Genomic DNA, 24307 nt, shown 5'->3' with positions numbered 1-24307 from the left:
GATTCCGGGCCGTCCGCGTAGCAGAAAGCACCCGGTTTGTCGTGCGATCGGCGCAACCGGCACGAAAAACATTGTTTGCCGCCGTCACCCTCGGCTAATAGCCCCTGCATGCGTAAGACCCTGTCCCGCTCGATCGCGCTCGGCATGATTCTCGCCGGCGCCGTTACCGTTTCCGGCTGCGCCAAGAGTGGCGGCCCGACCGACCTGCCCTATGTCGCGCGCGATGTCGGTACGCTGTACTCGGCCGCCAAGGAACGGCTCGACCAGGGTCAGTACAAGCTTGCCGCTGCCCTGTTCGACGAGGTGGAGCGCCAGCATCCCTTTTCGATCTGGGCACGCCGTGCGCAGCTGATGAGCGCGTTCAGCTATTACATGGACCGCGATTATACGAAGTCGATCTCGTCGGCGCAGCGTTTCATCGCAGCGCATCCGGGCAGCCCCGATGCGCCCTATGCCTATTACCTCGTTGCGCTGTCCTATTACGAGCAGATCAACGACGTCTCGCGCGATCAGAAGACGAGCGAGCAGGCGCTGGCCGCGCTTGGCGAGTTGCAGCGGCGTTACCCCAATACGCGGTATGCCGCCGATGCGCGGCTGAAGGTCGATCTCGTCCGCGATCACCTCGCCGGCAAGGAAATGGCGGTCGGTCGTTTCTATGAACAGCAGGGCGACTGGCTGGCGGCGACGCTGCGTTTCCGCAAGGTCGTCGACGAATATCAGACCACCTCTCAGGTGCCGGAGGCGTTGATGCGGCTGACCGAGAGCTATCTGGCGCTCGGCGTGCCCGAAGAGGCGCGCAAGGCGGCGGCGGTGCTGGGCGCCAACTATCCCGGCAGCCCTTGGTATCAGCGCGCCTACAAGCTGATGCGTGAAAAGGCTCCGGCGGTGGCATCGGGCAGCGAGACTTCGGCGGCATCCGCTAAGCCGGCTGCACCGGGCGCCTGACGCCGGCGCGGGGGGCGGCCACCGCGATGCTGACGGCACTTTCCATCCGCGATGTCGTGCTGATCGAAGCGCTCGACCTCGATTTTCGGGGCGGGCTCGGCGTGCTGACCGGCGAGACGGGCGCGGGAAAGTCGATCCTGCTCGATGCGCTGGGTCTGACGCTTGGCGCACGCGGCGATACCGGGCTGGTGCGACAGGGCGCGGGGCGTGCGGTCGTGACCGCGACCTTCGCGCCGCCGGTGCAGGACGGCGCGCTCGTCGCGCAACTCGGCGATAGCGGCGTCACCGTCGAACCCGGCGAGCCCCTGATGGTGCGCCGGATCGTCAACGGCGATGGCGGAAGCCGCGCCTTCGTCAACGACCAGCCGGTGTCTGCCGGACTGCTGCGTGAACTTGCGCAGGATCTGGTCGAAATCCACGGCCAGCATGACGAACGCGGGCTGCTCAACTCGCGCGGGCACCGTGCGCTGCTCGATAGCTATGGCAAGATCGACACGACGGGCGTTGCCGATGCCTATCGCGAATGGCGTGCCGCCGAAGCGCGGCTGGCCGAAGCCCGCGCCGAACAGGATGCGGCCGAGCGCGATCGCGAATGGCTGGAGCATGCGGTCGGCGAACTCGACGCGCTCGCCCCGCAACCGGGTGAAGAAGCCGAGCTTGCCGAGGCGCGCGCAACGATGCAGCGCGGTGAAAAGATCGCCGACGACCTTCAGGCGATCGCCGATCTGCTCGAGGGATCGGATGGCGGATTGGCGCGGCTGCGACAGGCGGCGCGCATCCTCGACCGCGTGTCGGGCGATCATGAAGCGCTGGGCGAGGCGCTGGCGGCGATAGACCGCGCGATCATCGAGGGGGCGACGGCACAGGAAAAGGTCGACGAGGCGGCCGATGCGCTGGCTTTCGACCCCGCATCGCTCGATGCGGCAGAAACGCGGCTTTTCGATCTGCGCGGGCTGGCGCGCAAGCATCAGGTTCAGCCCGACGACCTTTCCGAACTGGCGGCATCGTTGTCGGCGCGACTGGCGCGGATCGAAGGCGGTGGCGAGGGTATCGCTGCGCTGGAACGCGACGCTGCCGCTGCGGTCGATGCGTATCGCGAGGCAGCCCATGCGCTGCACCAGGCGCGACTGCGCGCGGCCGAACGGCTCGACGCCGCGGTGGCCGCCGAGCTGAAACCGCTCAAGCTCGATGCGGCGCGCTTCCGCACGCAGGTCGAAGCGCTGGCCGAGGATCAGTGGTCCGCCACCGGGATCGACAAGGTCGCTTTCGAGATTTCGACCAATCCGGGTGCGCCGTTCGGCCCGCTGATAAAGATCGCGAGCGGCGGTGAACTTTCGCGCTTCATCCTCGCGCTCAAGGTCGCGCTCGCCGAAGAGGGCGGCGCGCGCACGCTGATCTTCGACGAGATCGATCGCGGCGTCGGCGGTGCCGTGGCGAGTGCGATCGGCGAACGGCTAGCGCGGCTGGCGGGCGATGCGCAGGTGCTGGTCGTAACCCACAGCCCGCAGGTCGCGGCGCGCGGCAACCAGCATCTGCTGATCGCCAAGAGTCATGACGGCACCGTCACGCGTACCGGCGTGACGCCGCTCGACGAGGCGGCGCGGCGCGAGGAGATCGCACGGATGCTGTCGGGCGCCGAAATCACCGATGAAGCGCGCGCGCAGGCGGAACGTCTGCTCGCCGCATAGCTTCCGCTCGGATCGAATTTACGGCAGGAACGCTTGTATCGCATCGCCACCGCAACGAGAGGAGCCGCATGTCGAGACGATCGCCCGCCAAACTGGAAGTACGCGAAGCAAAACCCGGCGACATTCCCGGCATCCTGAAGCTCATCGGACGCGTCTATACCGGCGTTGAAAATTATACGCCGGGCATGATCCGGGGTCAGATCAACAACTTTCCCGAAGGCCAGTTCGTCGCACTCTATGAGGGCGAGGTCGTCGGCTATTGCGCATCGTCGCGGATCGACGAGCATGTCGCGCTCGCGCCGCACGACTGGGAAGGGATCAGCGGCAACGGCTTTGGCAGCCGCCACGATCCGACGGGCGACTGGCTGTACGGTTTCGAACTCGCGGTCGCGACCAAGCAGCGCGGGCTGCGCATCGGCAAGCGGCTGTACGAAGCGCGCCGCGCGCTGTGCGAGCGGCTGGAGCTGAAGGGAATCGTATTTGGCGGGCGGATGCCCAATTATCGCCGTGCGCGGAACAAGGTCGATGGGCCGGAGGACTATCTGGAGCAGGTGCGCGAGGGCAAGCTGCGCGATCCGGTGATCGGTTTCCAGCTCGCCAACGGGTTCGAACCGATCGGCATCCTCGAAAACTACCTGCCCGAAGACAAGGCCTCGATGGCCTTTGCCGCGCACATGGTCTGGCGCAATCCCTATGTCGATCCTGCCGAGCCGCCCAAGCACCGTGTCCCGCGCGACGTCGAGGGTGTGCGGCTGGCGACGTGTCAGCTTCAGGCGCGTGCGGTCAAGGATTTCGACGAATTCGTCCGCAACGTCGAATATTTCGTCGATGTGGCCGCCGGCTACGAATCCGACTTCGTCGTTTTCCCCGAACTGTTCACGCTTTCGCTACTGTCGTTTGAGAAGCGCGAATTGTCGCCGGCGGAGGCGATCGACCGGCTGACCGACCACCGCAAGCCGCTGGTCGACGAACTCAGCCGCATGGCGCTTCGCTACAATATCAACATCGTCGGCGGGTCGCACCCGACGCGCACCGAGGACGGCGACATCCAGAACGTCGCCTATGTCTGCCTGCGTGACGGATCGGTCCATGCGCAGGAGAAGATTCACCCGACTCCCAATGAAAGCTATTGGTGGAAGATCAAGGGCGGCGACGGCGTCGACGTGATCCAGACCGATGTCGGACCGGTCGGCGTCCTCATCTGCTACGACAGCGAATTTCCCGAACTCGCCCGCAGGCTGGTCGACGAAGGCGCGCGGATCATCTTCGTGCCGTTCTGCACCGACAACCGCCAGGGCTATATGCGGGTCCGCTACTGCGCGCAGGCAAGGGCGATCGAAAACCAGTGCTTCGTCGTCATGTCGGGCAATGTCGGCAATCTGCCCGGCGTCGAGAATATGGACGTTCAATATGCCCAGTCGTGCATTCTGACGCCGTGCGATTTTCCGTTCGCGCGCGACGGGGTTGCGGCAGAGGCGAGCGAGAATATCGAGACGCTGACGATCGCCGACGTCAACCTTGCCGACCTTACCTGGGCGCGGGCGGAAGGTACGGTACGCAATCTGACCGACCGGCGCTTCGATCTCTATCGCATCGACTGGACCCAGCGCCCGCGCGGTGACCAGCAGCAGATGCCGTCGCGCGCGCCGATGCAGGCAAACGGCCCCGGCGGCGGCTGAGGCTTGCCAGCACGGGTGCGACGCGCGAGGGTGCGCCGATAACCGGGCTGGAGGACCAATGCGTAAAGCGCTGAAGCTGTTGACGATGGGGGCGGTGCTGATGGTGTCGGCACCCGCATTTGCAGGGCCGTCCGACGATATCCAGGCGCTGCTGAAGGACCATTGGCAATGGTATCTGAAGCATCATCCGACATTCGCCAGCTCGGTTGGCGACCATCGGTATGACGACCAGCTAGGCGACGTGTCGCTGGCAGCGCGCGATGCCGAGGTCGCGGATGAAAAGCGCTTCCTCCAGCGCCTGAAGGCCATTCCCGATACAGGGCTGTCCGAAGAGGAAAGGATCGACAAGGCGGTGCTGCGCCGCATCCTGTCGGACGATATCGAGGGCAACCGTTTCGGGCAGCGCATGGTGCTGTTCACCAGCTACTCCTCGCCCTGGCAGGGATTGGCATGGCTCGCGACCAACAGCCGGTTCGAAAGCGCCGCGGACTATTCCAACTATCTGACGCGGCTATCCAAATTCCCGGCGCAGAATGCCGAATTGATGAAGATCACGCGGCAATCGGTGGCGGCAGGCTATGCGCAACCCTGCGTCGCGATGAAGGGCTTTACCGGAACGATCAGCGGTCTGATTACCAAGGACCCGACCCAATCGCGCTTTTACAAGCCTTTCACCAAAGCCCGTCCCGCGGCAATCCCGGCCGCGCGCTGGCAGGCGCTGAAGACGCGCGCGAAAACGGTGATCGAGCAGACGCTCGACCCCGAATTCCGCAAGGCTGCGGACTATTTCGCCGATGACTATATGCCGCATTGCGCGAAAACCGCCGGGGTGTCGTCGCAGCCGGACGGTCAGGACTATTATGCCTATCGCGCGCGGGTCGAAACCACGACCGACTATACGCCGGCGCAGATCCATCAGATCGGCCTCGACGAAGTGGCGCGGATCGACAAGGCTATGGACGCCGTCGCGGAAGAAGCCGGCTATGACAGCCGCGCCGCCTTTATCGAGCATCTGCGTACCGACCCGCAATATTATGCGAAGACGCCCGAAGAATTGCTCGCGCGGTCTGCGCTGATCGCGAAGACGGTGGACGGGCACATGCCCGAACTCTTCGGCCGACTGCCGCGGCTGCCCTATGGCATCAAGCCGATCCCGGCCGAGACCGCTGAGGGCACCACGACCGCCTATTACAGCCCGGGCAGCCCAGCGAACGGGGTCGCCGGCACCTATTATGTCAACACGTCGAAGCTCGACCAGCGCCCGTTCTGGGAGATGCCGTCGCTGACGATGCACGAGGCGGTGCCCGGCCATCACCAGCAGATCGCGCTCCAGCAGGAACTGGATCTGCCGCCGATGCGCCGCTATCTCGCGCACTTCACCGCCTTTACCGAGGGCTGGGCGCTCTATGCCGAAACGCTCGGCAACGAGATCGGCATGTACGATACGCCGGCAAAGAAGATGGGGCGGTTCAGCTACGATATGTGGCGGGCATGTCGGCTGGTCGTCGATACCGGCATCCACTCGATGGGCTGGTCGAAGGCGCAAGCGGTTGCGTTCATGAAAGAGCACACCGCGCTATCGGACGCCAATATCGATGCCGAGGTGAACCGCTATATCAGCTGGCCCGGCCAGGCGCTGGCCTACAAGATGGGCGAACTGCGCATCAGGGCGCTGCGCCAAAAGGCGGAAAAGGCTCTGGGCGACGATTTCCGGCTGCGCGATTTCAACGACGCGGTTCTGGAGGAAGGATCGTTGCCGCTCGACGTGCTGGAAGCGCATATCGACCGGTGGATCGCCGTGCAGCGGGCGAAGGCGGGGGCGAGCGCGGCACAAAGCTGAACGAAGCCGCGGCGCTTGCGACAATTGGCGACGCTTTTTCGCGGCTTCCGACACATTCAGGCGACAGCTTCTCGCCAGATTGGCACTCGACCGATCGACCGGTCCTGTTTGGAAGGAGTGTCGCCATGAACAAGCTAACCCTGATGATCGCCGGCCTCGGCATCGCCACTGCCGCGCTTCCCGCTACGGCGAGTGCTGCGCCCTGGCAATCGGTGAACCAGCGGCAGGCGAATATCGAACGGCGCATCGATGTCGGCGTGCGCAGCGGCTCGCTCGATCGCCGCGAAGCGCGTTCGCTGCGCATCCAGTATCGCCGTCTGGTGCGGCTGGAAGCGCGGTACCGTTCGAGTGGCCACCGCCTGACGCGCGGCGAACGCCGGATACTCGAACGTCGCTATGACGCGCTGTCGCGGCAGGTCGCGCGCCAGCGTCACGACCGGCAGCATCGCCGCTATGCGTCGTATCGCCGTCGCTGAACCGATGATCGAAAACCGCGAAGGGGTCGCGTTGCGGCCCCTTCTGCCTTTTCAGCGCAGCGGCTTGCCGCTGTCTTTCCATTTGTCGAGAACCTGCGACTGGGGAAGCGCACTCGTCGCTTGCCCGCTCTCGGCATATTGCGGCGCGACGGCGCCCGCTTCGGCCTTGGTCGCAACGCCTTGCGTGGAAGCCGTTCCTACCGGCGCTCTGGCGGCAGGGGTGGTTTCGGCGGCAGCCAGTTGAATATCCGTCATATTCGATATGTGCTTGTGCGGACCGGGTAGCGGTTCGCCGCCCGCATAGACCTGGTTGAAGGCGGCGGCGGTTCCCCACCAGCCTTTCCACCGATGGAAGAAATGCGCGCCGAAAACACCGGTCATCACGAGCGAGCGGTTCCACGCCGGCGTGACCGCATAGGTATGATAATGTGTCGCCAGCCCGACCGGCGGGAAGACCGATCCCGCCAGCGCGGCTTCGGCGACCATCTTGGCGCGCAGCCAGTATTTGCGCTCCGGCGTGCGGGCGAGCGACCCGTCGCAAGCGAAGCTGAACTGGCATCCGCGTTTGTCGGAGCCCTGATACACGACGCCGCAGACCGTGTCGGGGAAGGCCGGGTGGCGCACCCGATTAAGGATGACCTGTGCCACTGCCCGCTGGCCGTTGTCGGGTTCGGTCGCGGCTTCGTAGTAGATCGCCGTGGTCAGGCACTGCGCGGCGCGAGCGCGGTCGGTTGCGGACCCGCGCATCACGAACGGTTGTGCAGCCGTGATCGTGCCGGCATCGAGCGCTTGGTAGTCGGTCGGCGCGGCGCGGTCGGGAAGCCTTGTCGTGCCCGTTACGCCGGGGGCTGGGGCACCGTCTTCTTCGGCGAGTTCGAAATAGAGTGCGCCGGGAAAATGGTCGTCCGCTTCATATCCCTTGGGGGCTGCGGCGGCGGGCGCTGGAGGGCGTATCTGATCGAGCGAGGCCAGCGTGGCATGCGCAGTGAAACCGGCGCCGAGCAGCGAAACGATGCCCAGCCCGGCGATATTGCGAACCCTGCGAGTCGAGAGGCGCTGCCACACCATTTCGCGATCATAGCGCGAGAGGCGGTGGCCGGCGCGACCTGATTTCCGGCTGTCCCGGCGAGGGACGATCTCTGGTTAAGGTAACGATTCCGGCGGTCGAATCATGCTGCGGACCCTTGTTCCGGCGGCATCAGCGCATTGTCGATTTCGTTGGCGCGCTGCCATGCGTCGCGCGCTTCGAGCCGGTTCCAATAGGATTGGAAACTGTCGCGCTTCGGAATGGTGCCGAATTGCAGCCCCCAGCCGATCTGCGAACCGACATAGACGTCGGCGGCGGTAAACCGGTCGCCGGCCACATATTCCTTGTCCGCGATCGCTGTCTCCAGCGTGTCGATCGCGAGTTCGTAATTGCCATATCCCGCCATTCGCCCCTGCTCGGCGGATGGAGCAAAGCCCATTGCCTTGTTGGTGACGGCCTGTTCGACCGGACCGGCGGCGAAGAACAGCCAGCGATAATAATCGGCGCGGTCCTCGGTCGGCGGGGCCAGCCCGGCTTCGGGGAACGCATCGGCGAGATAGGCACAGATCGCGGCGCATTCGGTCACGACCTTGCCTCGATGCCGGATCGCCGGGACCTTGCCCATCGGATTGACCGACAGATAGGGCCCGGCCTTCATCGTCGAACTATAGTCGAGCACCTCCGTGTCGTAGGAGATGCCCGTTTCTTCCAGCATCCACCGGACGATGCGTCCGCGCGACATGGGATTGGTATAAAATGTCAGGTCGCCAGCCATGGCCCACTCCTTCGAGTCGATGCGAACAAATAGTGAACTAATTTGCGGAGAGGTCAAGCTGGTTTCGCAAAAGCGTGAAAATCGGCGGGTTAGCGTGACCTTGTGCGGCGCACAAAAACCATGCAGCATGGAACCGTTCTTCAGTTCGGGGCTTGAAAAGCTGAATGGGACAAAAACGCGCGTTCGACGAAATCTGGGGCCATGGCGGCATCGACGACCCTCGCGCCGAATTCGCCGCGCTGTCGGACTGGCTGCGCGAAACACCATCCGGAGAACTGGAACGCCGGCTTCAGGCCGCCGAGAGCACCTTTCGCCAACTGGGCATCACCTTTGCCGTTTATGGCGAGCAGGAAGCATCCGAGCGCATCATTCCGTTCGATCTGGTGCCACGCATTTTTCTTGCCGACGAATGGGCGCGACTGTCCGAAGGGCTGATCCAGCGCGTTCAGGCGATCAACGCGTTCATCCGCGATATCTATGGCCAGCGCGAGATACTGAAGGCGGGCATCCTCCCGCCGGAACTGATTTTCCAGAACGACCAGTTCAGGACCGAGGTCGCGGGTATCCGGCCTCCGCACGGCATCTCCGCGCATATCTGCGGTATCGACTTGGTCCGCACCGGTCCCGACGAGTTTTTCGTGCTGGAGGACAATGCCCGCACGCCGTCGGGCGTGTCGTACATGCTCGAAAATCGAGAGGCGATGCTGCGGCTTTGCCCAGAACTGTTCCGTGAATTTCGCGTTGCCGCGGTCGATAGCTATCCCGACATGCTGCATGAAACGATGCGCTCTGTCGCGCCACCCGGCAGGGAGTCGAAGCCGCTCTGCGTCGTGCTGACCCCCGGTCATTTCAATTCCGCCTATTACGAGCACAGCTTCCTTGCGGATTCGATGGGCGTAGAACTGGTCGAACCCGCCGACCTGATCGTCGATGATGATATCGTGTGGATGCGGACGATTGCCGGGCTTGAGCGCGTCGACGTGATCTATCGCCGTGTCGATGACGATTTCCTCGATCCGCTCGTGTTCCGACCCGATTCGATGCTGGGCGTGCCCGGCATCATGGCCGCGTACCGCGCTGGCAATGTCACGCTCATCAACGCGCCGGGCAATGGGATCGCCGACGACAAGGCGATCTATAGCTATATGCCCGAGATCGTGCGCTTCTATACCGGGCACGACGCAAAGCTGCCCAATGTCGAAACCTATCGCTGCCGCGAACCCGAAGCGCGCAAATATGTGCTCGATAATATGGGTGAGCTGGTCGTGAAGCTGGTCGATGGCTCGGGCGGATACGGCATGCTGGTCGGCCCGGCCTCGACAAAGGACGAGATCGCAGAGTTCCGCAAGGCGGTCGAGGCGGAACCGAACCGCTATATCGCGCAGCCGACGCTTGCGCTGTCGACCATCCCGACGCTCACCGAAAAGGGGCTTGCGCCCCGCCATGTCGATTTCCGTCCCTTCGTCCTGACCGGCGGCAGCGGAAAGCCGCAGGTTGTTCCCGGCGGTCTGACCCGCGTCGCGCTGCGCGAAGGATCGCTGGTCGTCAATTCGAGCCAGGGCGGCGGAACCAAGGACAGTTTCGTGCTGATGCCCGACGCGCAGCAATCGCAATCGCAGAACTCGGCGGGCGAAAGCCAGTCGCAGAGCCAGGGGTGAGCGCGCCGTGCTGATGCTCTCCCGCACTGCGTCGTCGCTCTATTGGCTGGGCCGTTATGTCGAGCGTGCCGATTTTACCGCGCGGCTGGTCGAAGCGACGATCAGGCTCGATGCCCTGTCGGCGCGCCCGGCGGGCGAGGCCGCGTGGCAGAGCGCGCTTTCGGTTACCTATAATGAGGAAGCTTTCGCCAGCACGGGCGACAACCTGACGCAGCAGAATGTCGCGCACTTCCTGATGTTCGACAAGGATCATCCGGGGTCGGTGCTGCGCTGTCTGGAAGCGGCGCGGAACAATGCGCGGGTCGTGCGAACCGCGCTGACGCGAGAGGCGTGGACGGCGATCAACCGCGCATGGCTGCTGTTCAGCAACCGCGCCAGCCCGGGCGGGTCCAGCTCCACGCTCAACCTCGTCGAATCGGTGAAGGCCGAGCTGCGCGGGTTCGAAGGTGCGATCTTCCGGATGATGCGCAACGAGGCGGTCTGGCTGACCCGGCTTGGCGGCGCGATCGAACGTGCGGACAATACCGCGCGGCTGATCGACGTGAAATACCATCTGCTCCTGCCCGAGGGCGAGCGGGTTGGCGGCGTCGTCGATCGCGACCAGTGGACCACGATCCTTCAGACGGTATCCGCCGTGACCGCCTATCGCTGGCTATATTCGGAAGGGCTGAAGCCCGACCTGGTCATCGATCTGCTGATGTCGCGGCCGGAGCTGCCGCGTTCGCTTGCGGCATGCGTGGAGGAGAGCGTCGATCTGCTTTCGCAACTCGGCAAGCGTACCGGCTTGCAGGGGGAGGCCGACCGCATGGCGCGCGCGCGGCTTGCACGGATCAGCAAGACGCGCAGCCGGGAGGTGGTGGTGAGCGGCCTGCACGAATATCTTCAGGCTTTCATTCGGGAAAACGCGATGCTCGACCAGGCGATCGCCCGTCAGTTCAGGTTCGTGTGATGCGGCTTCACGTCGACCATGTCACGCGATACGCATTCAGCGAACCGCAGGCGCGGCTGTTGCAGCTATTGCGGATGCGGCCGTGCGATACCGACCATCAGACGGTGATCGACTGGCGGTTCGATGTCGATTGCGACGCTCGCCTGAAAAAGCACGAAGACGGCTTCGGCAACGAAGTGACGATGCTCTATGCCGACGGACCGATCGAGGCGATCGAGATCCATGTCGTCGGCGAGGTGCTGACCGACGATTCGGGCGGGATCGTCGAAGGCGCGGCCGAACCGTTTCCGCCCGAGCTTTTCCTGCGCACGACGCAGCGCACGCGCGCCGACGATGCGCTCCGCGATTTCGCCGCCGAATATCTTTCGGCGGATGGCGACCGTATCGAGCAACTGCACCGGCTCAACCTTGCGATCGGTGAACGGCTGACCTTGGAAGAGCCAAAGGTAGACAATCACACCAGCGCGGTCGAGGCGTTCGGCAGCGAGAAGGCGACTGCGCGCGAGATGGCGCAGATTTTCGTCGCGGCGGCGCGGTCGGCGGGCGTACCGGCGCGCTACGTTTCCGGGTATCGCTCGGGCGGGGACGGGGCTTCGCGTTGTGCCCCGCATGGCTGGGCCGAGGCTTTCGTCGAAAATGTCGGATGGATCGGGTTCGACCCGGCATCGGGCATATCGTCCGATGAACGCTATGTCCGCGTTGCCGTCGGGCTCGATTCGGCGGATACCGCGCCGATTGCCGGTTCACGCAGCGGATCGGGCGACGAGGAACTCGACGTCGAAGTGCAGGTGGAAGCGGCGTCGCGTAACGCCTGATCCGCTCAGACGGTTTCGCGCACCCGTGCGGGTTGCGGCTCGAAATTCTCTTCGTCGTCGAGCAGCGACCAGCCATTGGGACCGAGAACCTCGATCGGCTTGTAGCGCGTCTTATAGGCCATGCGTTCCGATCCCTTCACCCAATAGCCCAGATAGACATAGGGCAGGCGCGCGCGCTGAGAGCGCAGGATGTGCTCCATGATGATGAAGTTGCCGAGGCCGGGGCGGTTCGCGTCTTCGGGCTCGAAGAAGCTGTAGATCATCGACAGGCCGTCCGCCTGCTGATCGGTGATGCAGGCGCCGACAAGCTTGCCCTTGCGGCCTTCGGGTGCGGGTTCACGATATTCGATGACGTAGGACGTGACGGGGCTGTGTTCGACCATATCGGCATAGTCCGCCTCGTCCATCGTCGCCATGCCGCCGCCGGGGTGGCGCACGTCGAGATAGCGGCGGAGAAGCTGGAACTGCTCGTCGGTCGCCCAGGGGCGGCATGCCGTGATATCGAGATCGCGATGCTTGCGCAGCAGCTTGCGCTGCGTCGCATTGGGCTGAAATTCGTCGGCGACGACGCGAACCGATACACAGGCCGAACAGCCGGCGCAGCTGGGGCGATAGGCCACCGACTGGCTGCGGCGAAAGCCGATCCGGCCGAGCGCGTCGTTCAGCTCGCCCGCATGGGGACCGTTGAGTTCGGTGAATACCTTCCGTTCCTGACGGCCCGGCAGATAGGGGCAGGGCGAGGGACTGGTCACGAAAAACCGTGGAAATCGAAATGGTGCGCTCACCTCTGTTCGCTCCCTTCGCGAAGATGCCTGCTGCTTGCTGACCACAGGTTATGCAGACCCCGAGTCATGATGAAAAGGCGATTCACCATGAAAGAAGGTTAACACATTCAAGAAACTGTGGATGAATCCTTTTCCGCACTGACGCGGAATCCGGCGCAAGTCCTATACTATCGCATCGGAATCGGTTCGAGAACGCGGGCGCGATTCGATTCACCGCGTTTTTGATTCGGTTCGTCAGGCCAGTTCGACCTGGCTGACCTCGTAATTGGCGTCGCGCAGCGCGGTCATCAGCCGGTCGAGATGCGCGCGGTCGCGCGTTTCGCACTCGATATCGGTGATAAGGCCCTTTGCCGGCAGCGAGGTGAAAACGCGCTGGTGATAGACCTCGATGATGTTGACGCCCTGTTCGTGGAACACCTTGGCGACGTTGAATAGCGCGCCCGGCCGATCCTGGAGGCGGATGCGCAGCCGCGCGAGGCGGCCCGAGCGGGCGAGGTCGCGCAGCAGGACATTGGCCAGCAGGCGCGTGTCGATATTGCCGCCGCACAATATCGTGCCGACGGTCTTGCCTTCGAACCGGCCGGGATATTCGAGCAGCGCGGCAAGGCCGGCGGCGCCGGCGCCTTCGACCACGGTCTTTTCGATCTGGAGCAGCAGGCTGACCGATTCTTCGAGCTTGCGTTCGCTCACGAGCAGAATTTCGTCGACCAGTTGCTCGACGATGCCGGAGGTGATCGACCCCGGCTCCTTCACCGCAATACCCTCTGCCAGCGTATCGCCGGCACATGGGCGCTGCTCGTGATTCAGCCGGTTGTACATCGAGGGGTAGAGCTCGGCCTCTACGCCCACCACCTCGATCGGATGATCCTGCGCCTTGGCGACGGTCGCCGATCCGGAGATCAGGCCGCCGCCGCCGATCGGGATCACCAGCGTATCGATGTCGGGCACATCGGCCAGCATCTCGAGCGCTGCCGTGCCCTGTCCCGCGATGATGCGCGGGTCGTCGAAAGGATGAACGAAGGTATAGCCGCGCTCCGCCTCCAGCTTGCGGGCATGGGCATAGGCCTCGTCGAAGGTCTCGCCTTCGAGGATGACGGTCGCGCCGTGGCCTTCGGTCTGGGTGACTTTTACCGTCGGCGTGTTCTTCGGCATGACGATGGTCGAAGGCACGCCGAGACGGGTGGCGTGATAGGCAAGGCCCTGCGCGTGATTGCCCGCCGATGCCGCGATCACACCCTTTGACCGCGCTTCGTCGTCGAGAAGTAGCAGCGTGTTGAGCGCGCCGCGTTCCTTGTAGGCAGCGGTGAATTGCAGGTTTTCGAACTTCAGATAAACCTTGGCGCCGGTGAGCTCGGAAAGTGTTTTGCTGAGCAGCGTCGGCGTGCGAACGATCTGGTCGCCGATCCGCGCATGCGCTGCGCGGATGTCGTCGATGGTGACGGGCGGCGATGCCGGGGCGGACGCGGGAGAGGTAGCCATGCGCAGCGCCCTAAGCCCTGTGCCGAAAAACGGCAACGGTCTTGGATGATCTGGCCTTGGCCCCGAACACGTCCTATGCGCGCTTTCATGATCGCGTTCGTCCTATCGGCCGCGCCGAGGTTCGCCCCGACCGCAAGGAGATGCCCCAAGTGAAGTTCCGCGTATTCGCATCCGCGCTGTCCGCAGCGGCGATGCTGCTTGCCATGCCCGCCAGGGCCGATGGGCTGGTCGACGATGTTACCGGCGTCGCGCTCGACAAGGATGGCAGGGTCATCCACTTCACCGGCATCGTCATCAATGATGATGGCACCGTGAAGAAGTTGCTTGGGCGCAAGGACAAGCGGCCCGAACGCCCCGACTGGCGGGAGGATATGCACGGCAAGGTGCTGATCCCCGGCATGATCGACGCACATGGCCATGTGATGGAACTGGGCTTTCGCGAACTGTCGCTCGACCTGTCCGATACCAGTTCGCTTGAGGAAGCGCAGCGCAAGATCGCGGCGTTCACCGCCAAGAACGAGGGGCGGCCCTGGATTCTGGGGGGCGGCTGGAATCAGGAAAAATGGGGGCTGGGCCGCTTTCCGACCGCAGCCGATCTCGATACCATCGCACCCGACAAGCCGGTCTGGCTGATGCGGGCCGACGGCCATGCCGGCTGGGCGAATTCGGCGGCGATGAAGGCGGCGGGTGTCACCGCGAAGACCGAGACGCCGAAGGGCGGCCGGATCGAGCGTGATGCGAACGGAAAACCCACCGGGATCTTCGTCGATGCGGCAACCGCGCTGATCGAGAAGGTCGTGCCCAAGCCGACGCCGCGCGACCGCGACCTCGCCTTTGTCCGCGCGCAGGAAAAGCTGCTCAGCGACGGCATCACCGCGACTGCGGACATGGGCACGTCGCTGGAGGATTGGATGACGTTTCGCAGGGCGGGCGACACCAATCGCCTGCGCATGCGGATCATGAGCTATGCGCTGGGCGTCGATACCGCGCAGATCATCGCGGGGCCGGGGCCGACGCCGTGGCTTTACGACGACAAGCTGAAGGTCGTGGGGATCAAGCTCTATGCCGACGGCGCGCTGGGTTCGCGCGGGGCGTGGCTGAAACAACCCTATGCCGATGCGCCGAAGCAGACCGGCAATCAGCTTCTCGCCGACGATCAGCTTCTCAACCTGATGAGCCGCGGGGCGATGGACGGATTCCAGCTTGCGGTGCATGCCATCGGCGACCGGGCGAACCAGCAGGTGCTCGACGCGATCGCCGAGCTTTCCGACACGTACAAGGGTGATCGGCGCTGGCGGATCGAACATGCGCAGATCGTCGATCCGGTCGATCTGCCGCGGTTCGCCAAGCACGGCATCGTCGCTTCGATGCAGCCGACGCACGCGACATCGGACATGCACATGGCCGAAGTGCGGCTGGGTGAGGCGCGGTTGAAGGGCGCCTATGCATGGAAATCGATGCTCGACATGGGCGTGCCGCTTGCCTTCGGTTCGGATTATCCGGTCGAGGAGCCCAATCCGTTTGTCGGATGGGCGGTCGCGTTTACCCGGCAGGATGCCAATGGAGAACCTTTTGGCGGCTGGCATCCCGAAGAGGCGATCACGCGCGAACAGGCGTGGCGCGCCTTTACGCAGGGCGGAGCCTATGCGGGGTTCGCGGAAGACAAGTTCGGTACGCTCGCGCCGGGCGAGCAGGCCGATTTCCTGATCGTCGATCGCGATCCGACGCTCGCCTCGCCGAGCGAACTGCGGGAAACGAAGGTGCTCCAGACATGGGTTGGCGGGCTGCCGGTCTGGAAACGCAAATAGCGGCGGCGCTGTCGCGCTAGGGTTTCGGCAGCGTGGGGCCGTAGCGGTTGTCGCCGCGCGTGCCCGGCTTTGCGAGGAAGAATATAAGAAGTCCCAGCATCGCGAGATAGACGATATTGTTGACGAAGATCGCGACCAGCGCCGTGGTTCCCGGCTCTCCGCCATTCTGAAAGCCGTGGAAAATCTTGCTCATCGCAAGCAACCCGAACAGCAGAAAGGGGAGGGGAGCCAGACCCCATAGCCCGGACCGCCCGCTGTCGTGCAGTCGCCTCGTCACGGCCGCAGCCAACAGCGCGACCGCTGCCAGCACCAGAACCTCCATCGCCTGTATCATCGCACCGAAATTCGGCGCCGTCTGTCCGGAAAGTCCACCTGCCGCCGCTTGCGCGCTGCCGAGCTGTTGTGCGCTCCCCATGCCGTTCACGAGCGCATGGCCCATGAACAGGCTCCAAGCCACAAAGAGAATCGAGACGACGAGACCGGCATAGGGCCAGAAGGCAGCGCGATTGTCGCGGCCGGTAAAGTTCAGCAGGCTGCGCAACTGATTTCCGATCGACGCGAGGGCTTCGCGCATATCCGGTATCTCCCGATAGGAATGTCGCCGTTGGTAACGCCTCCGGCCCGCTTTGTCGAAAGTACAGACGAAAAGGGCCGCACCGTCTCCCCCGACGGTGCGGCCCTCGCCCCCAAAGTTCTGTTCGGTCGCGCTCGGATCAGGCGACTTTGGTTTCGGTCTGTTCGGCCTCGTCCGGATCGCGCAGCACATAGCCGCGACCCCAGACGGTCTCGATATAATTGTCGCCGTCGGTCGCCATCGACAGCTTCTTGCGCAGCTTGCAGATGAAGACGTCGATGATCTTGAGTTCGGGTTCGTCCATCCCGCCATAGAGGTGGTTGAGGAACATTTCCTTGGTCAGCGTCGTGCCCTTGCGGAGCGAGAGCAGCTCCAGCATCGCATATTCCTTGCCGGTCAGATGGACGCGGGCGCCATCGACCTCGACCGTCTTGGCATCGAGATTGACCGCCAGCTTGCCCGTCTTGATAACCGACTGGCTGTGCCCCTTCGACCGGCGGACGACGGCGTGGATACGCGCTACCAGCTCGTCGCGATGGAAAGGCTTGGTCACATAGTCGTCGGCGCCGAAGCCGAAGCTGCGCACCTTCGAATCCATTTCCGAAATGCCCGACAGGATCAGAACCGGCGTCTGCACCTTGGCGACGCGCAGCTTCTTCAGCACGTCATAGCCGTGCATGTCGGGAAGGTTCAGGTCGAGCAGGATGATGTCGTAGTCGTACAGCTTGCCAAGATCGAGGCCCTCTTCGCCAAGATCGGTCGTGTAGACGTTAAATCCCTCGGTCGTGAGCATCAGCTCGATCGCCTTGGCGGTGCTCGGTTCGTCTTCGATCAGCAAAACGCGCATCGGTTTCCCCTGTCCCGTTGCGGACGCCCCTGTGGTTGCTGGAACGCCCCTGCCCGGTTTCATTAACCTAAACAGGTCTGAAGGCAAAAGGTTAATTTCTCCCTAACCAGCGGAAATCCGCGAGTCGCGAGCGAATCAGGTGTTACCTAAACGTCTTCGCCCAAGGTTTCCCGCAGGTAAATACGGCGAACGAGGGTAAAGAAGACCACCAGCAGCGCAGCCGAAAAGAACAGCCCGAACAGGCCGAAGATCATCCCGATCGCGATGATCGTGAACAGCGTCATCGCCGGCGGAATATCGACCACGCGCGACGTTACATAGGGCGTGATGAAATTGCTCTGGATCAGCCTCACGACGACATAGGTGACCAGCGCGCCGACCAGCGCATGGTTGCTTTCCGTCGCGGCAAGGCCGAGCGCGGGCAGCATCGCGGCGGTGGGCCCGACATAGGGAATGAATTCGCTGAGCGCTGCGATCAGGCCGAGCGCGGCCGCGGAAGGCACGCCTGAAATCCACAGACCGACCCCGACCAGGATGCCCATCGTGGTCATCTGGATCAGCTGCGCGCGCAGCCAGAGCCGCAGCGTGTCCGACGTATCTTCCAGCGCGTCGGCAAAGGCGTCGCGCTTCGATGCGGGAACGAGCAACAGGAAGCCGCGCTTGTAGACCTCAGGGTCGGAGGCGAGAAAGATCGCGCCGACGACGAGCAGGATGAAGTTGAGCAGCAGCTCGACCGATCCCGTCACCAGCCCGCCGATATCCTGCGCGATCCGCGACCCGGCAAAGGCTGCCTTGACCGCGTCGACGATCTTTGCCCCGACCGGTGACTGCGACATCGCGGTTTCAAGCTTTTGCACCAGCCCGGGAAGCGCGGTGACGAGCGCGTTGATCTGTTCGCCGAATTGCCAGGCGACGAGCCATACAAGAAATGCCAGCAGCGCGAGCGCGGTTAAGATGCCCGCGGGCACCGCCGCGCGTTTGGGCATGTGGAACTTGTCGCAATAGAAATCGGCGATGGCGAGGATGGTGATCGCCCCCAGCATCGACCCGAAGGCGAGGATCAGCAGGTCGAGCGCGAGATAAAGCGACACGACGACGGCAACGACGACGATCGTCAGCACCAGTCGGCGCAGATAGCGCGAATCGTCGGGATCGGGGGTGAGGCGCTTCACTGCGTCAGTCCGGCTTGCGCAGATGCTGGACGAGAAAGTCGATCACCGCCTCGACGCGTGCGGGGCGAAGCGAACCTGGCGGTGTGAGCAGGTGAAGTGCGACGGGCGGCGAGGACCATTCGGTGAGAACCGCCTCGAGCCGTCCTTGTTCCAGTTCCGTATCGACGATGAAGTCGGGAAGGCGCGCGATCCCAAGCCCGGCGCGAAGCGCGGGAAGCATCGCTTCACCGGCATTGGTGCAGAGCGGGCCATCGGGGCGCACCGATATTTCGCTGCCGTCGCGGCCGCGATAATGCCAGACATTGGGCGACGGCACGTTGGTATAGCCGAAACAGGCATGATCGCTGAGTTCGGCAGGGTGGCGCGGCCTCCCGCGGCGTTCGAGATAGGACGGTGCTGCGACCGTGTGAATCGTCACGCCTGCCAGACGGCGTGCGCGAAGGCTGCTGTCGGGCAGATCGGCGATCCTGAGCGCGATGTCGATCCCTTCGCCGACGATATCGATCTTGGCGTCCGAGAAATGGAGGTCGATCGTCACCTCGGGATGATCGGCGATGAAGTCCGCGATCAGCGGCGCCACGCGCGCCACGCCGAAGCGCATCGGCGCCGCTATGCGTACCGGCCCGGCAAGCCGGGTGACCGAATCGCGCGCGACTTCCTCTGCGCATTCGCCTTCGGCCAGGATGCGCTGCGCGCGTTCGGCAAGCGCGTTGCCGCTTTCGGTGAGGGTTAGCCGGCGCGACGTGCGATGGAACAGCGTGACGCCAAGCCGCTTTTCAAGCCGGCTGATGGCTTTCGAAACCGTCGCCTTGGACATGCCGATCGCTTCTGCCGCGCCGCTGAACGAGCGGTGTTCGACCACGCGTGCGAAGATCGCCCAGGCTTCGAAATCGGGGAGCGTCATTCGAAACGATCCGTTTCCAACGTTTCCATTTACGTTACGATGATGTCGCCTATCTCCGCTTGGTGCAACGGAGATTTGCAATGATCGAGAAACGTTCGTTCGAAAGCCTGGGCCATGCCGATCACGGCTGGCTCAACGCGCGCCATCATTTTTCCTTCGCCAATTATTACGACCCGGATCGGATGGGCTGGGGCGCGATCCGTGTTTGGAACGATGACGAGATTGCCGCCAATAGCGGTTTTCCGCCGCATCCTCACCGCGACATGGAAATCATCACCTATGTCCGCACCGGCGCCATCACGCATCAGGACTCGATGGGCAACAAGGGGCGCACGGGCGCCGGCGATGTTCAGGTGATGAGCGCGGGGACCGGCGTGCGCCACGCCGAATATAATCTCGAGCCCGAGACGACGACGCTGTTCCAGATATGGGTCGAGCCGCGCGCGCCCGGCGGCAGTCCGAGCTGGGGCGCCAAGCCGTTTCCGCGCGACGAGCGATCGGGAAGATTCGTGACGCTCGCATCGGGTTTTGCCGGGGACGACGACGCGCTGCCGATCCGTGCCGATGCCCGGGTTCTGGGGGCTACGCTGAAGGCGGGTGACAGCGTGACGTACACGGTCGGCGAGGGGCGTCATGCCTATCTGGTCCCGGCGACCGGTGCGATCGAACTTGCCTCCAACTCCGGCAGTGAGCGTTTCGATGCGCGCGACGGCGCGGCGCTTTCGGGTGGTCAGACCGTCACCATCACCGCGGTCGAGGATAGCGAGATCGTTCTCGTCGATGCTGAATAATTCAAACGCGAACCTTCGATGAACGCTGAAAAAGGAACCCTTACATGTCCAAAGTCCTAGTCCTTTATTACTCGTCCTACGGCCATATCGAGCAGATGGCCGATGCCGTCGCTGAAGGTGCGCGTGGCGCGGGAGCCGAGGTCGATATTCGCCGGGTGCCCGAAACCGCGCCCAAGGAGATCGTCGAACAGGCCGGGTTCAAGACCGAGAGCGAACATCCGGTGATCGAGGACGTCAACCGGCTGGCGGAGTATGACGCGATCATTATCGGCGCGCCGACGCGCTTCGGCCGTATGCCGAGCCAGATGGCGGCATTCCTCGATACCGCTGGCGGACTGTGGGCCAAGGGCGCGCTGAACGGCAAGGTCGGCGGCGCTTTCACCTCCACCGCCAGCCAGCATGGCGGGCAGGAGACCACGCTGTTCTCGATCATCACCAACCTGCTGCATTTCGGTCTGGCGGTGGTCGGGCTCGATTACGGCTTTCAGGGGCAGATGGGCGTCGACAAGGTGCGTGGCGGCTCGCCCTACGGCGCCACCACGATTTCGGACAGCGACGGCAGCCGCCAGCCGCATGCCGAAGAACTCGACGCGGCGCGCTATCAGGGGCGGCGCATTGCCGAAACCGCGGCGAAGCTGGCTGCATGACCGCATGATGCTGCTTCCGGCGGTGACGGGTAGCCGTCGCCGCCGGTCGCACCTATCTGGACCTGCATGTTCGGATTGGACCCTGCCCCAGACGCCATCGTGCGCGGTATCCTGCTGTCGCTGATCGGACTTGTCTGGATCATGCTGCTCGTGCGGATCGCCGGGCTGCGAACCTTGTCGAAGATGACGGCGATCGACTTCGTCGCCACACTGGCCACCGGTTCGCTGCTCGCGACGATGGTGTCGAGCAGTTCGTGGACCGCTTTCCTGCAGGCATCCGTCGGCGTCGCGATGATTACGGCGTGGCAATATGTCTATGCCAGGCTGCGCCGCGTCGATGCTGTTCGCAGCGCAGCCGAGAACAAGCCGATGCTGCTAATGCGCCACGGCAAGTTTCTCGACGATGCGCTGGCCAAGGCTCGCGTCACGCGTGCCGATGTGCTTTCCAAGCTGCGCGAACATAATATCGCCGGTCCTGAAAAGGCCGATGCCGTCGTCCTGGAGGTTACCGGCGATATTTCGATCCTGCATGGTGGGCACGATTCGCCCGAGGTGCTGCGCGAGGTACGGAATAGCTGATGCTCGAAGATCGCGTTCTCTTCATCGATGCCGAGGCAATCGTGATCGACAAGCCCGCCGGGCTTCCGGTCGATCCGCCGCGCGACGGTACGCGCTGCGTGATCGACATGCTGGATGATCTCACCTTCGGTTTTCAGCGGCTGCCGACCGCCGTCCACCGGCTCGACCGTGATACGTCGGGCTGTCTGCTCCTGTCGCGCAACCCCAAGGCGCAGAAGCGGTTCCACGCCGCGTTCGAGGCCGGGCAGGTGACCAAGCGTTATGTCGCGATCCTCGACGGCGCGCCGGAGGAGGATGCCGGTGAAATCGACCTGCCGCTGCTGAAAGTGTCGAGCGCCGCGAGCGGCTGGCGGATGCGCGGCGATCCGAAGGGCAAGGCCGCGCGGACGCGGTGGCGCGTGCTCGAACGCGGGCAGGGCAGGGCAATGGTCGCCTTCTATCCCGAAACCGGCCGGACGCATCAGCTTCGCGTCCATGCGGCCGAAGGACTCGGTATCCCGATTACCGGCGATCCGGTGTACGGCGCCGGCGGTCCGCATCTGATGCTGCACGCCGCGTCGATCGTCATGCCGCGCGAGGGCAAGCCCGACATTTCCGCCGACAGCCCGCTGCCCGAACGGTTTCAGGAAGCCGGATTCGGCCATGGCTGAACGCGCCATTCCCGACGAAGCGATCATCGAGGAGCGTTTCATCGCCGCTTCGGGGCCGGGCGGGCAGAACGTCAACAAGGTCGCGACTGCGGTGCAGTTGCGCATCGACGTCTTCGCGCTCGGGCTTCAGCCCTATGCCTATCGCCAGCTGAAGGATCTCGCGGGGAGCAGGTTGACCGGGGGCGGCGAGCTGGTGATTACGGCGCGCAGCTTTCGCACGCAGGAACAGAATCGGGCGGACGCGCGCAAGCGCGCCGGCGAATTGCTTGCGAAGGCGCATGTGCGTCAGGCGCGCCGCAAGAAGACCAAACCCAGCCGTGCGGCCAAGGCGCGGCGTGTTGACGCGAAGAAAAGCCGTTCGAAGGTAAAGGCGGGCCGCGGCAAGGTCCGTCTCGATTAGGGACAAATCATGTATCAGTTCGACGTGGCGACCGGTTCCAAGACCGCGATGTATCGTGACCTGCAAGGCGCACTAGATGCGCTTACCGCCGGCGAAAGCGATGCCGTCGCGAACATGGCGAATGCCGCCGCGCTGATCTGGCAATATCTGCCCGATCTCAACTGGGCGGGCTTTTACCGGATGGTGGACGGCGAGCTGGTGCTCGGACCGTTCCAGGGCAAAGCCGCGTGCATTCGTATCCCGCTTGGCAAGGGCGTTTGCGGAGCTGCGGCGGAACAGCGCGAGACGCAACTGGTCGATGACGTTCACGCCTTTCCCGGCCATATCGCGTGCGATGCCGCCAGTCGCTCCGAACTCGTGGTGCCGATCATCGTGGGCGGCCGGTTGCTCGGTGTGCTCGACCTCGACAGCCCCCATCCGTCGCGCTTCGACGGCGAGGATGCGGCTGGGTGCGAGGCATTGATGGCATTGCTGGGCCCGCGCATCGGCTGATCCGTTTCGGGACAGATTTTAACCGTAATCCGGACTCGCGCTTTGCACCGGGGCGGGGTTAAGTCTTCGCAAATGCTCGTGGTTGACTGCGGGTTAATGCCGGCGCGCCGCTCCGGAACGCCGGCGGGAAGGAGCGACCGAAGTGATGCGCCATATGATGTTTGTCGGTCTTTCGCTGACCGCGCTCGCCGTCGCCGATCCCGCTGCCGGCCAGGTGATCGAAAATGGCCGCTGGGTCACGCCGGAACCCGCGCCGACCCCAACGCCGTCGCCCACTCCAGCGCCTGCGGCCGAGACACCTGCGTCTGCGCCCGCGCCTGCGCCCAAGGTAGCCGCTACGAAGGCGGGCCCGGGCGAATATCGCCCGCCCGTGCGCGGATGGGTATTGCCCGAATATTGGACGGCACCACGCTTTCGCATCGCTGATTATGCCGCCTGGAATCTGCCGGAGCCGACCGCCGGACAGCAATGGGTGCGCTATTTCGACGATGCGGTGCTGATCGACCGTTATGGCCGGGTCGATCGGACGGCAGGCAGGGTCGATTGGGAACATCCGGTGGCCGTCGCCGAACACCGCAAACAGGGTGCAGCCGTCGCAGCGACGCAAGAGACGCCGCCTGCGCCGATCGCACGGACGCCGCTTCCGCCGTCATCGGCACCGGCACAGGATCTTCCCGGGTCGGTTGCGGAGGCTCCATCTCCGCCTTCGGCGCTGCCGCCACCACCGGTGGCTGCGCGGGCGGAAGTCGCGGAGAACGCATCCAGCGGAAGGGTCGATACGGTTGCCGGCATGGAACCGGGGGGAGGTGCCGGCGCGGCGGCCGGTGCCGCGATCGATCGCGCAGAGAGCGCGGATCGCGGCCCGCCGCCGCAACCGGGCGCGGGCTATCCGCCTCCGCCGCAATATGCCGACAGCGGCGCGCAGCCGCGTCCCATGCCTCCGCGTCCCATGACTCCGCGTCGGTGGGAGCCGCCGGTCGCGCCCGAAACGGCTCCCGATTACGGTGAACCGCCCGTTGCTCCGGAACATGGCGAGCCTCCGGTTGCCCCGGAACGCGGATATGCGGGACGCGGCGGCTATCCGTTCCCGCCGCCGCCAGCACCTCAGGTCACATGCTCGGGCGGTTGCAGCAGCGTCGTCACGACCTATTCGGGGGGCGGATACATCGCCAACGGCTATTATTATCCGCCCGCGGTCACCACCACGATCACAGTCAACCCCGCCGCCGCGGCCCGCCCGGCTGCTCCTGCCGCCGAGGAATGGCGCAGCCAGGACGGGACGATCGTTCGCCGGCGGGTGCGCCGCCGCCAATAGGCATCGGTCGCG

General features: G+C 64.2%; 24 protein-coding genes. 16 read left to right on the top strand and 8 right to left on the bottom strand.

Annotated elements, in window-relative coordinates:
* The first annotated feature begins 108 nt into the window (after nucleotides 1-108).
* From J7S20_RS07085 to J7S20_RS07065, 5 genes are all read left to right on the top strand, one after another.
* Nucleotides 109-945, top strand: coding sequence for an outer membrane protein assembly factor BamD (locus J7S20_RS07085; protein ID WP_284053549.1), 837 nt, complete (start codon nucleotides 109-111; stop codon nucleotides 943-945).
* A gap of 26 nt (nucleotides 946-971) precedes the next feature.
* Nucleotides 972-2633, top strand: a complete 1662-nt coding sequence (gene recN / locus J7S20_RS07080; RefSeq protein ID WP_284053548.1) for a DNA repair protein RecN — start codon at nucleotides 972-974, stop codon at nucleotides 2631-2633.
* A 68-nt stretch (nucleotides 2634-2701) separates the two neighbouring features.
* Nucleotides 2702-4312, top strand: a complete 1611-nt coding sequence (locus J7S20_RS07075) for a GNAT family N-acetyltransferase (protein WP_284053547.1) — start codon at nucleotides 2702-2704, stop codon at nucleotides 4310-4312.
* 58 nt (nucleotides 4313-4370) lie between these two features.
* Entirely contained in the window at nucleotides 4371-6152 is a 1782-nt protein-coding gene (locus tag J7S20_RS07070; RefSeq protein WP_284053546.1) for a DUF885 domain-containing protein, read from the top strand.
* Between the two features lie 125 nt (nucleotides 6153-6277).
* Nucleotides 6278-6628 carry a hypothetical protein gene (locus tag J7S20_RS07065; protein ID WP_284053545.1) on the top strand — a complete coding sequence of 117 codons (351 nt, stop codon included), beginning with the start codon at nucleotides 6278-6280 and terminating at the stop codon, nucleotides 6626-6628.
* Between the two features lie 51 nt (nucleotides 6629-6679).
* On the opposite strand, the gene J7S20_RS07060 is transcribed toward J7S20_RS07065, so the two are convergent.
* Nucleotides 6680-7696, bottom strand: a complete 1017-nt coding sequence (locus J7S20_RS07060; protein WP_284053544.1) for a cell wall hydrolase — start codon at nucleotides 7694-7696, stop codon at nucleotides 6680-6682.
* Nucleotides 7697-7797: 101 nt separating this feature from the next.
* Nucleotides 7798-8430, bottom strand: a complete 633-nt coding sequence (locus J7S20_RS07055; protein WP_284053543.1) for a glutathione S-transferase family protein — start codon at nucleotides 8428-8430, stop codon at nucleotides 7798-7800.
* A 164-nt stretch (nucleotides 8431-8594) separates the two neighbouring features.
* On the opposite strand from J7S20_RS07055, the gene J7S20_RS07050 reads away from it, so the two are divergent.
* The 3 genes from J7S20_RS07050 to J7S20_RS07040 are packed head-to-tail and all read left to right on the top strand — an operon-like array spanning nucleotide 8595 to nucleotide 11852.
* Complete coding sequence (locus J7S20_RS07050) at nucleotides 8595-10088, top strand: circularly permuted type 2 ATP-grasp protein (protein ID WP_284053542.1); 1494 nt, start codon at nucleotides 8595-8597, stop codon at nucleotides 10086-10088.
* A gap of 13 nt (nucleotides 10089-10101) precedes the next feature.
* Nucleotides 10102-11037, top strand: a complete 936-nt coding sequence (locus tag J7S20_RS07045; RefSeq protein ID WP_284054029.1) for an alpha-E domain-containing protein — start codon at nucleotides 10102-10104, stop codon at nucleotides 11035-11037.
* A complete protein-coding gene (locus tag J7S20_RS07040; protein WP_284053541.1) occupies nucleotides 11037-11852 on the top strand; it encodes a transglutaminase family protein in 816 nt (271 codons plus the stop codon). The genes J7S20_RS07045 and J7S20_RS07040 overlap by 1 nt, the downstream gene beginning before the upstream one ends.
* A gap of 5 nt (nucleotides 11853-11857) precedes the next feature.
* Here J7S20_RS07040 and J7S20_RS07035 read toward each other — a convergent pair whose 3' ends face one another.
* Nucleotides 11858-12637: an arginyltransferase gene (locus J7S20_RS07035; RefSeq protein WP_284053540.1), complete on the bottom strand. Its 780-nt coding sequence runs from the start codon at nucleotides 12635-12637 to the stop codon at nucleotides 11858-11860.
* Nucleotides 12638-12871: 234 nt separating this feature from the next.
* Nucleotides 12872-14116 carry a threonine ammonia-lyase gene (locus tag J7S20_RS07030; protein ID WP_284053539.1) on the bottom strand — a complete coding sequence of 415 codons (1245 nt, stop codon included), beginning with the start codon at nucleotides 14114-14116 and terminating at the stop codon, nucleotides 12872-12874.
* Nucleotides 14117-14256: 140 nt separating this feature from the next.
* On the opposite strand from J7S20_RS07030, the gene J7S20_RS07025 reads away from it, so the two are divergent.
* Entirely contained in the window at nucleotides 14257-15924 is a 1668-nt protein-coding gene (locus J7S20_RS07025; protein ID WP_430980915.1) for an amidohydrolase, read from the top strand.
* A gap of 16 nt (nucleotides 15925-15940) precedes the next feature.
* Here J7S20_RS07025 and J7S20_RS07020 read toward each other — a convergent pair whose 3' ends face one another.
* From J7S20_RS07020 to J7S20_RS07005, 4 genes are all read right to left on the bottom strand, one after another.
* On the bottom strand, nucleotides 15941-16498 hold the full coding sequence (locus J7S20_RS07020; RefSeq protein ID WP_284053538.1) for a DUF805 domain-containing protein: 558 nt from the start codon (nucleotides 16496-16498) through the stop codon (nucleotides 15941-15943).
* 139 nt (nucleotides 16499-16637) lie between these two features.
* Entirely contained in the window at nucleotides 16638-17345 is a 708-nt protein-coding gene (ctrA, locus tag J7S20_RS07015) for a response regulator transcription factor CtrA (RefSeq protein WP_284053537.1), read from the bottom strand.
* A gap of 146 nt (nucleotides 17346-17491) precedes the next feature.
* Nucleotides 17492-18517, bottom strand: coding sequence for an AI-2E family transporter (locus J7S20_RS07010; RefSeq protein ID WP_284053536.1), 1026 nt, complete (start codon nucleotides 18515-18517; stop codon nucleotides 17492-17494).
* 4 nt (nucleotides 18518-18521) lie between these two features.
* Nucleotides 18522-19421, bottom strand: coding sequence for a LysR family transcriptional regulator (locus J7S20_RS07005; RefSeq protein ID WP_284053535.1), 900 nt, complete (start codon nucleotides 19419-19421; stop codon nucleotides 18522-18524).
* Between the two features lie 80 nt (nucleotides 19422-19501).
* On the opposite strand from J7S20_RS07005, the gene J7S20_RS07000 reads away from it, so the two are divergent.
* The 7 genes from J7S20_RS07000 to J7S20_RS06970 all read left to right on the top strand — a co-directional run bounded on the left by J7S20_RS07000 (nucleotide 19502) and on the right by J7S20_RS06970 (nucleotide 24295).
* Nucleotides 19502-20212 carry a pirin family protein gene (locus tag J7S20_RS07000; RefSeq protein ID WP_284053534.1) on the top strand — a complete coding sequence of 237 codons (711 nt, stop codon included), beginning with the start codon at nucleotides 19502-19504 and terminating at the stop codon, nucleotides 20210-20212.
* Nucleotides 20213-20256: 44 nt separating this feature from the next.
* The gene (wrbA, locus tag J7S20_RS06995; protein WP_284053533.1) at nucleotides 20257-20859 is read left to right on the top strand and encodes an NAD(P)H:quinone oxidoreductase; all 603 of its coding nucleotides are present in this window, start codon (nucleotides 20257-20259) and stop codon (nucleotides 20857-20859) included.
* A gap of 66 nt (nucleotides 20860-20925) precedes the next feature.
* Nucleotides 20926-21438 carry a DUF421 domain-containing protein gene (locus tag J7S20_RS06990; protein ID WP_284053532.1) on the top strand — a complete coding sequence of 171 codons (513 nt, stop codon included), beginning with the start codon at nucleotides 20926-20928 and terminating at the stop codon, nucleotides 21436-21438.
* Entirely contained in the window at nucleotides 21438-22088 is a 651-nt protein-coding gene (locus tag J7S20_RS06985) for an RluA family pseudouridine synthase (RefSeq protein ID WP_284053531.1), read from the top strand. Before J7S20_RS06990 ends, J7S20_RS06985 begins: the two co-directional genes overlap by 1 nt.
* Nucleotides 22081-22488, top strand: a complete 408-nt coding sequence (arfB, locus tag J7S20_RS06980) for an alternative ribosome rescue aminoacyl-tRNA hydrolase ArfB (protein WP_284053530.1) — start codon at nucleotides 22081-22083, stop codon at nucleotides 22486-22488. The genes J7S20_RS06985 and arfB overlap by 8 nt, the downstream gene beginning before the upstream one ends.
* Before the next feature lie 9 nt (nucleotides 22489-22497).
* Complete coding sequence (locus J7S20_RS06975; protein WP_284053529.1) at nucleotides 22498-22980, top strand: GAF domain-containing protein; 483 nt, start codon at nucleotides 22498-22500, stop codon at nucleotides 22978-22980.
* 145 nt (nucleotides 22981-23125) lie between these two features.
* Entirely contained in the window at nucleotides 23126-24295 is a 1170-nt protein-coding gene (locus J7S20_RS06970) for an RcnB family protein (RefSeq protein ID WP_284053528.1), read from the top strand.
* Nucleotides 24296-24307: the final 12 nt, after the last annotated feature.

Origin of the sequence: Stakelama marina (assembly GCF_018122655.1) — a bacterium.
Classification (GTDB): Bacteria; Pseudomonadota; Alphaproteobacteria; order Sphingomonadales; family Sphingomonadaceae; genus Sphingomonas; species Sphingomonas marina.
Note: the sequence above shows the minus strand (reverse complement) of the source record. Positions and strands in the feature narration are given on the sequence as shown.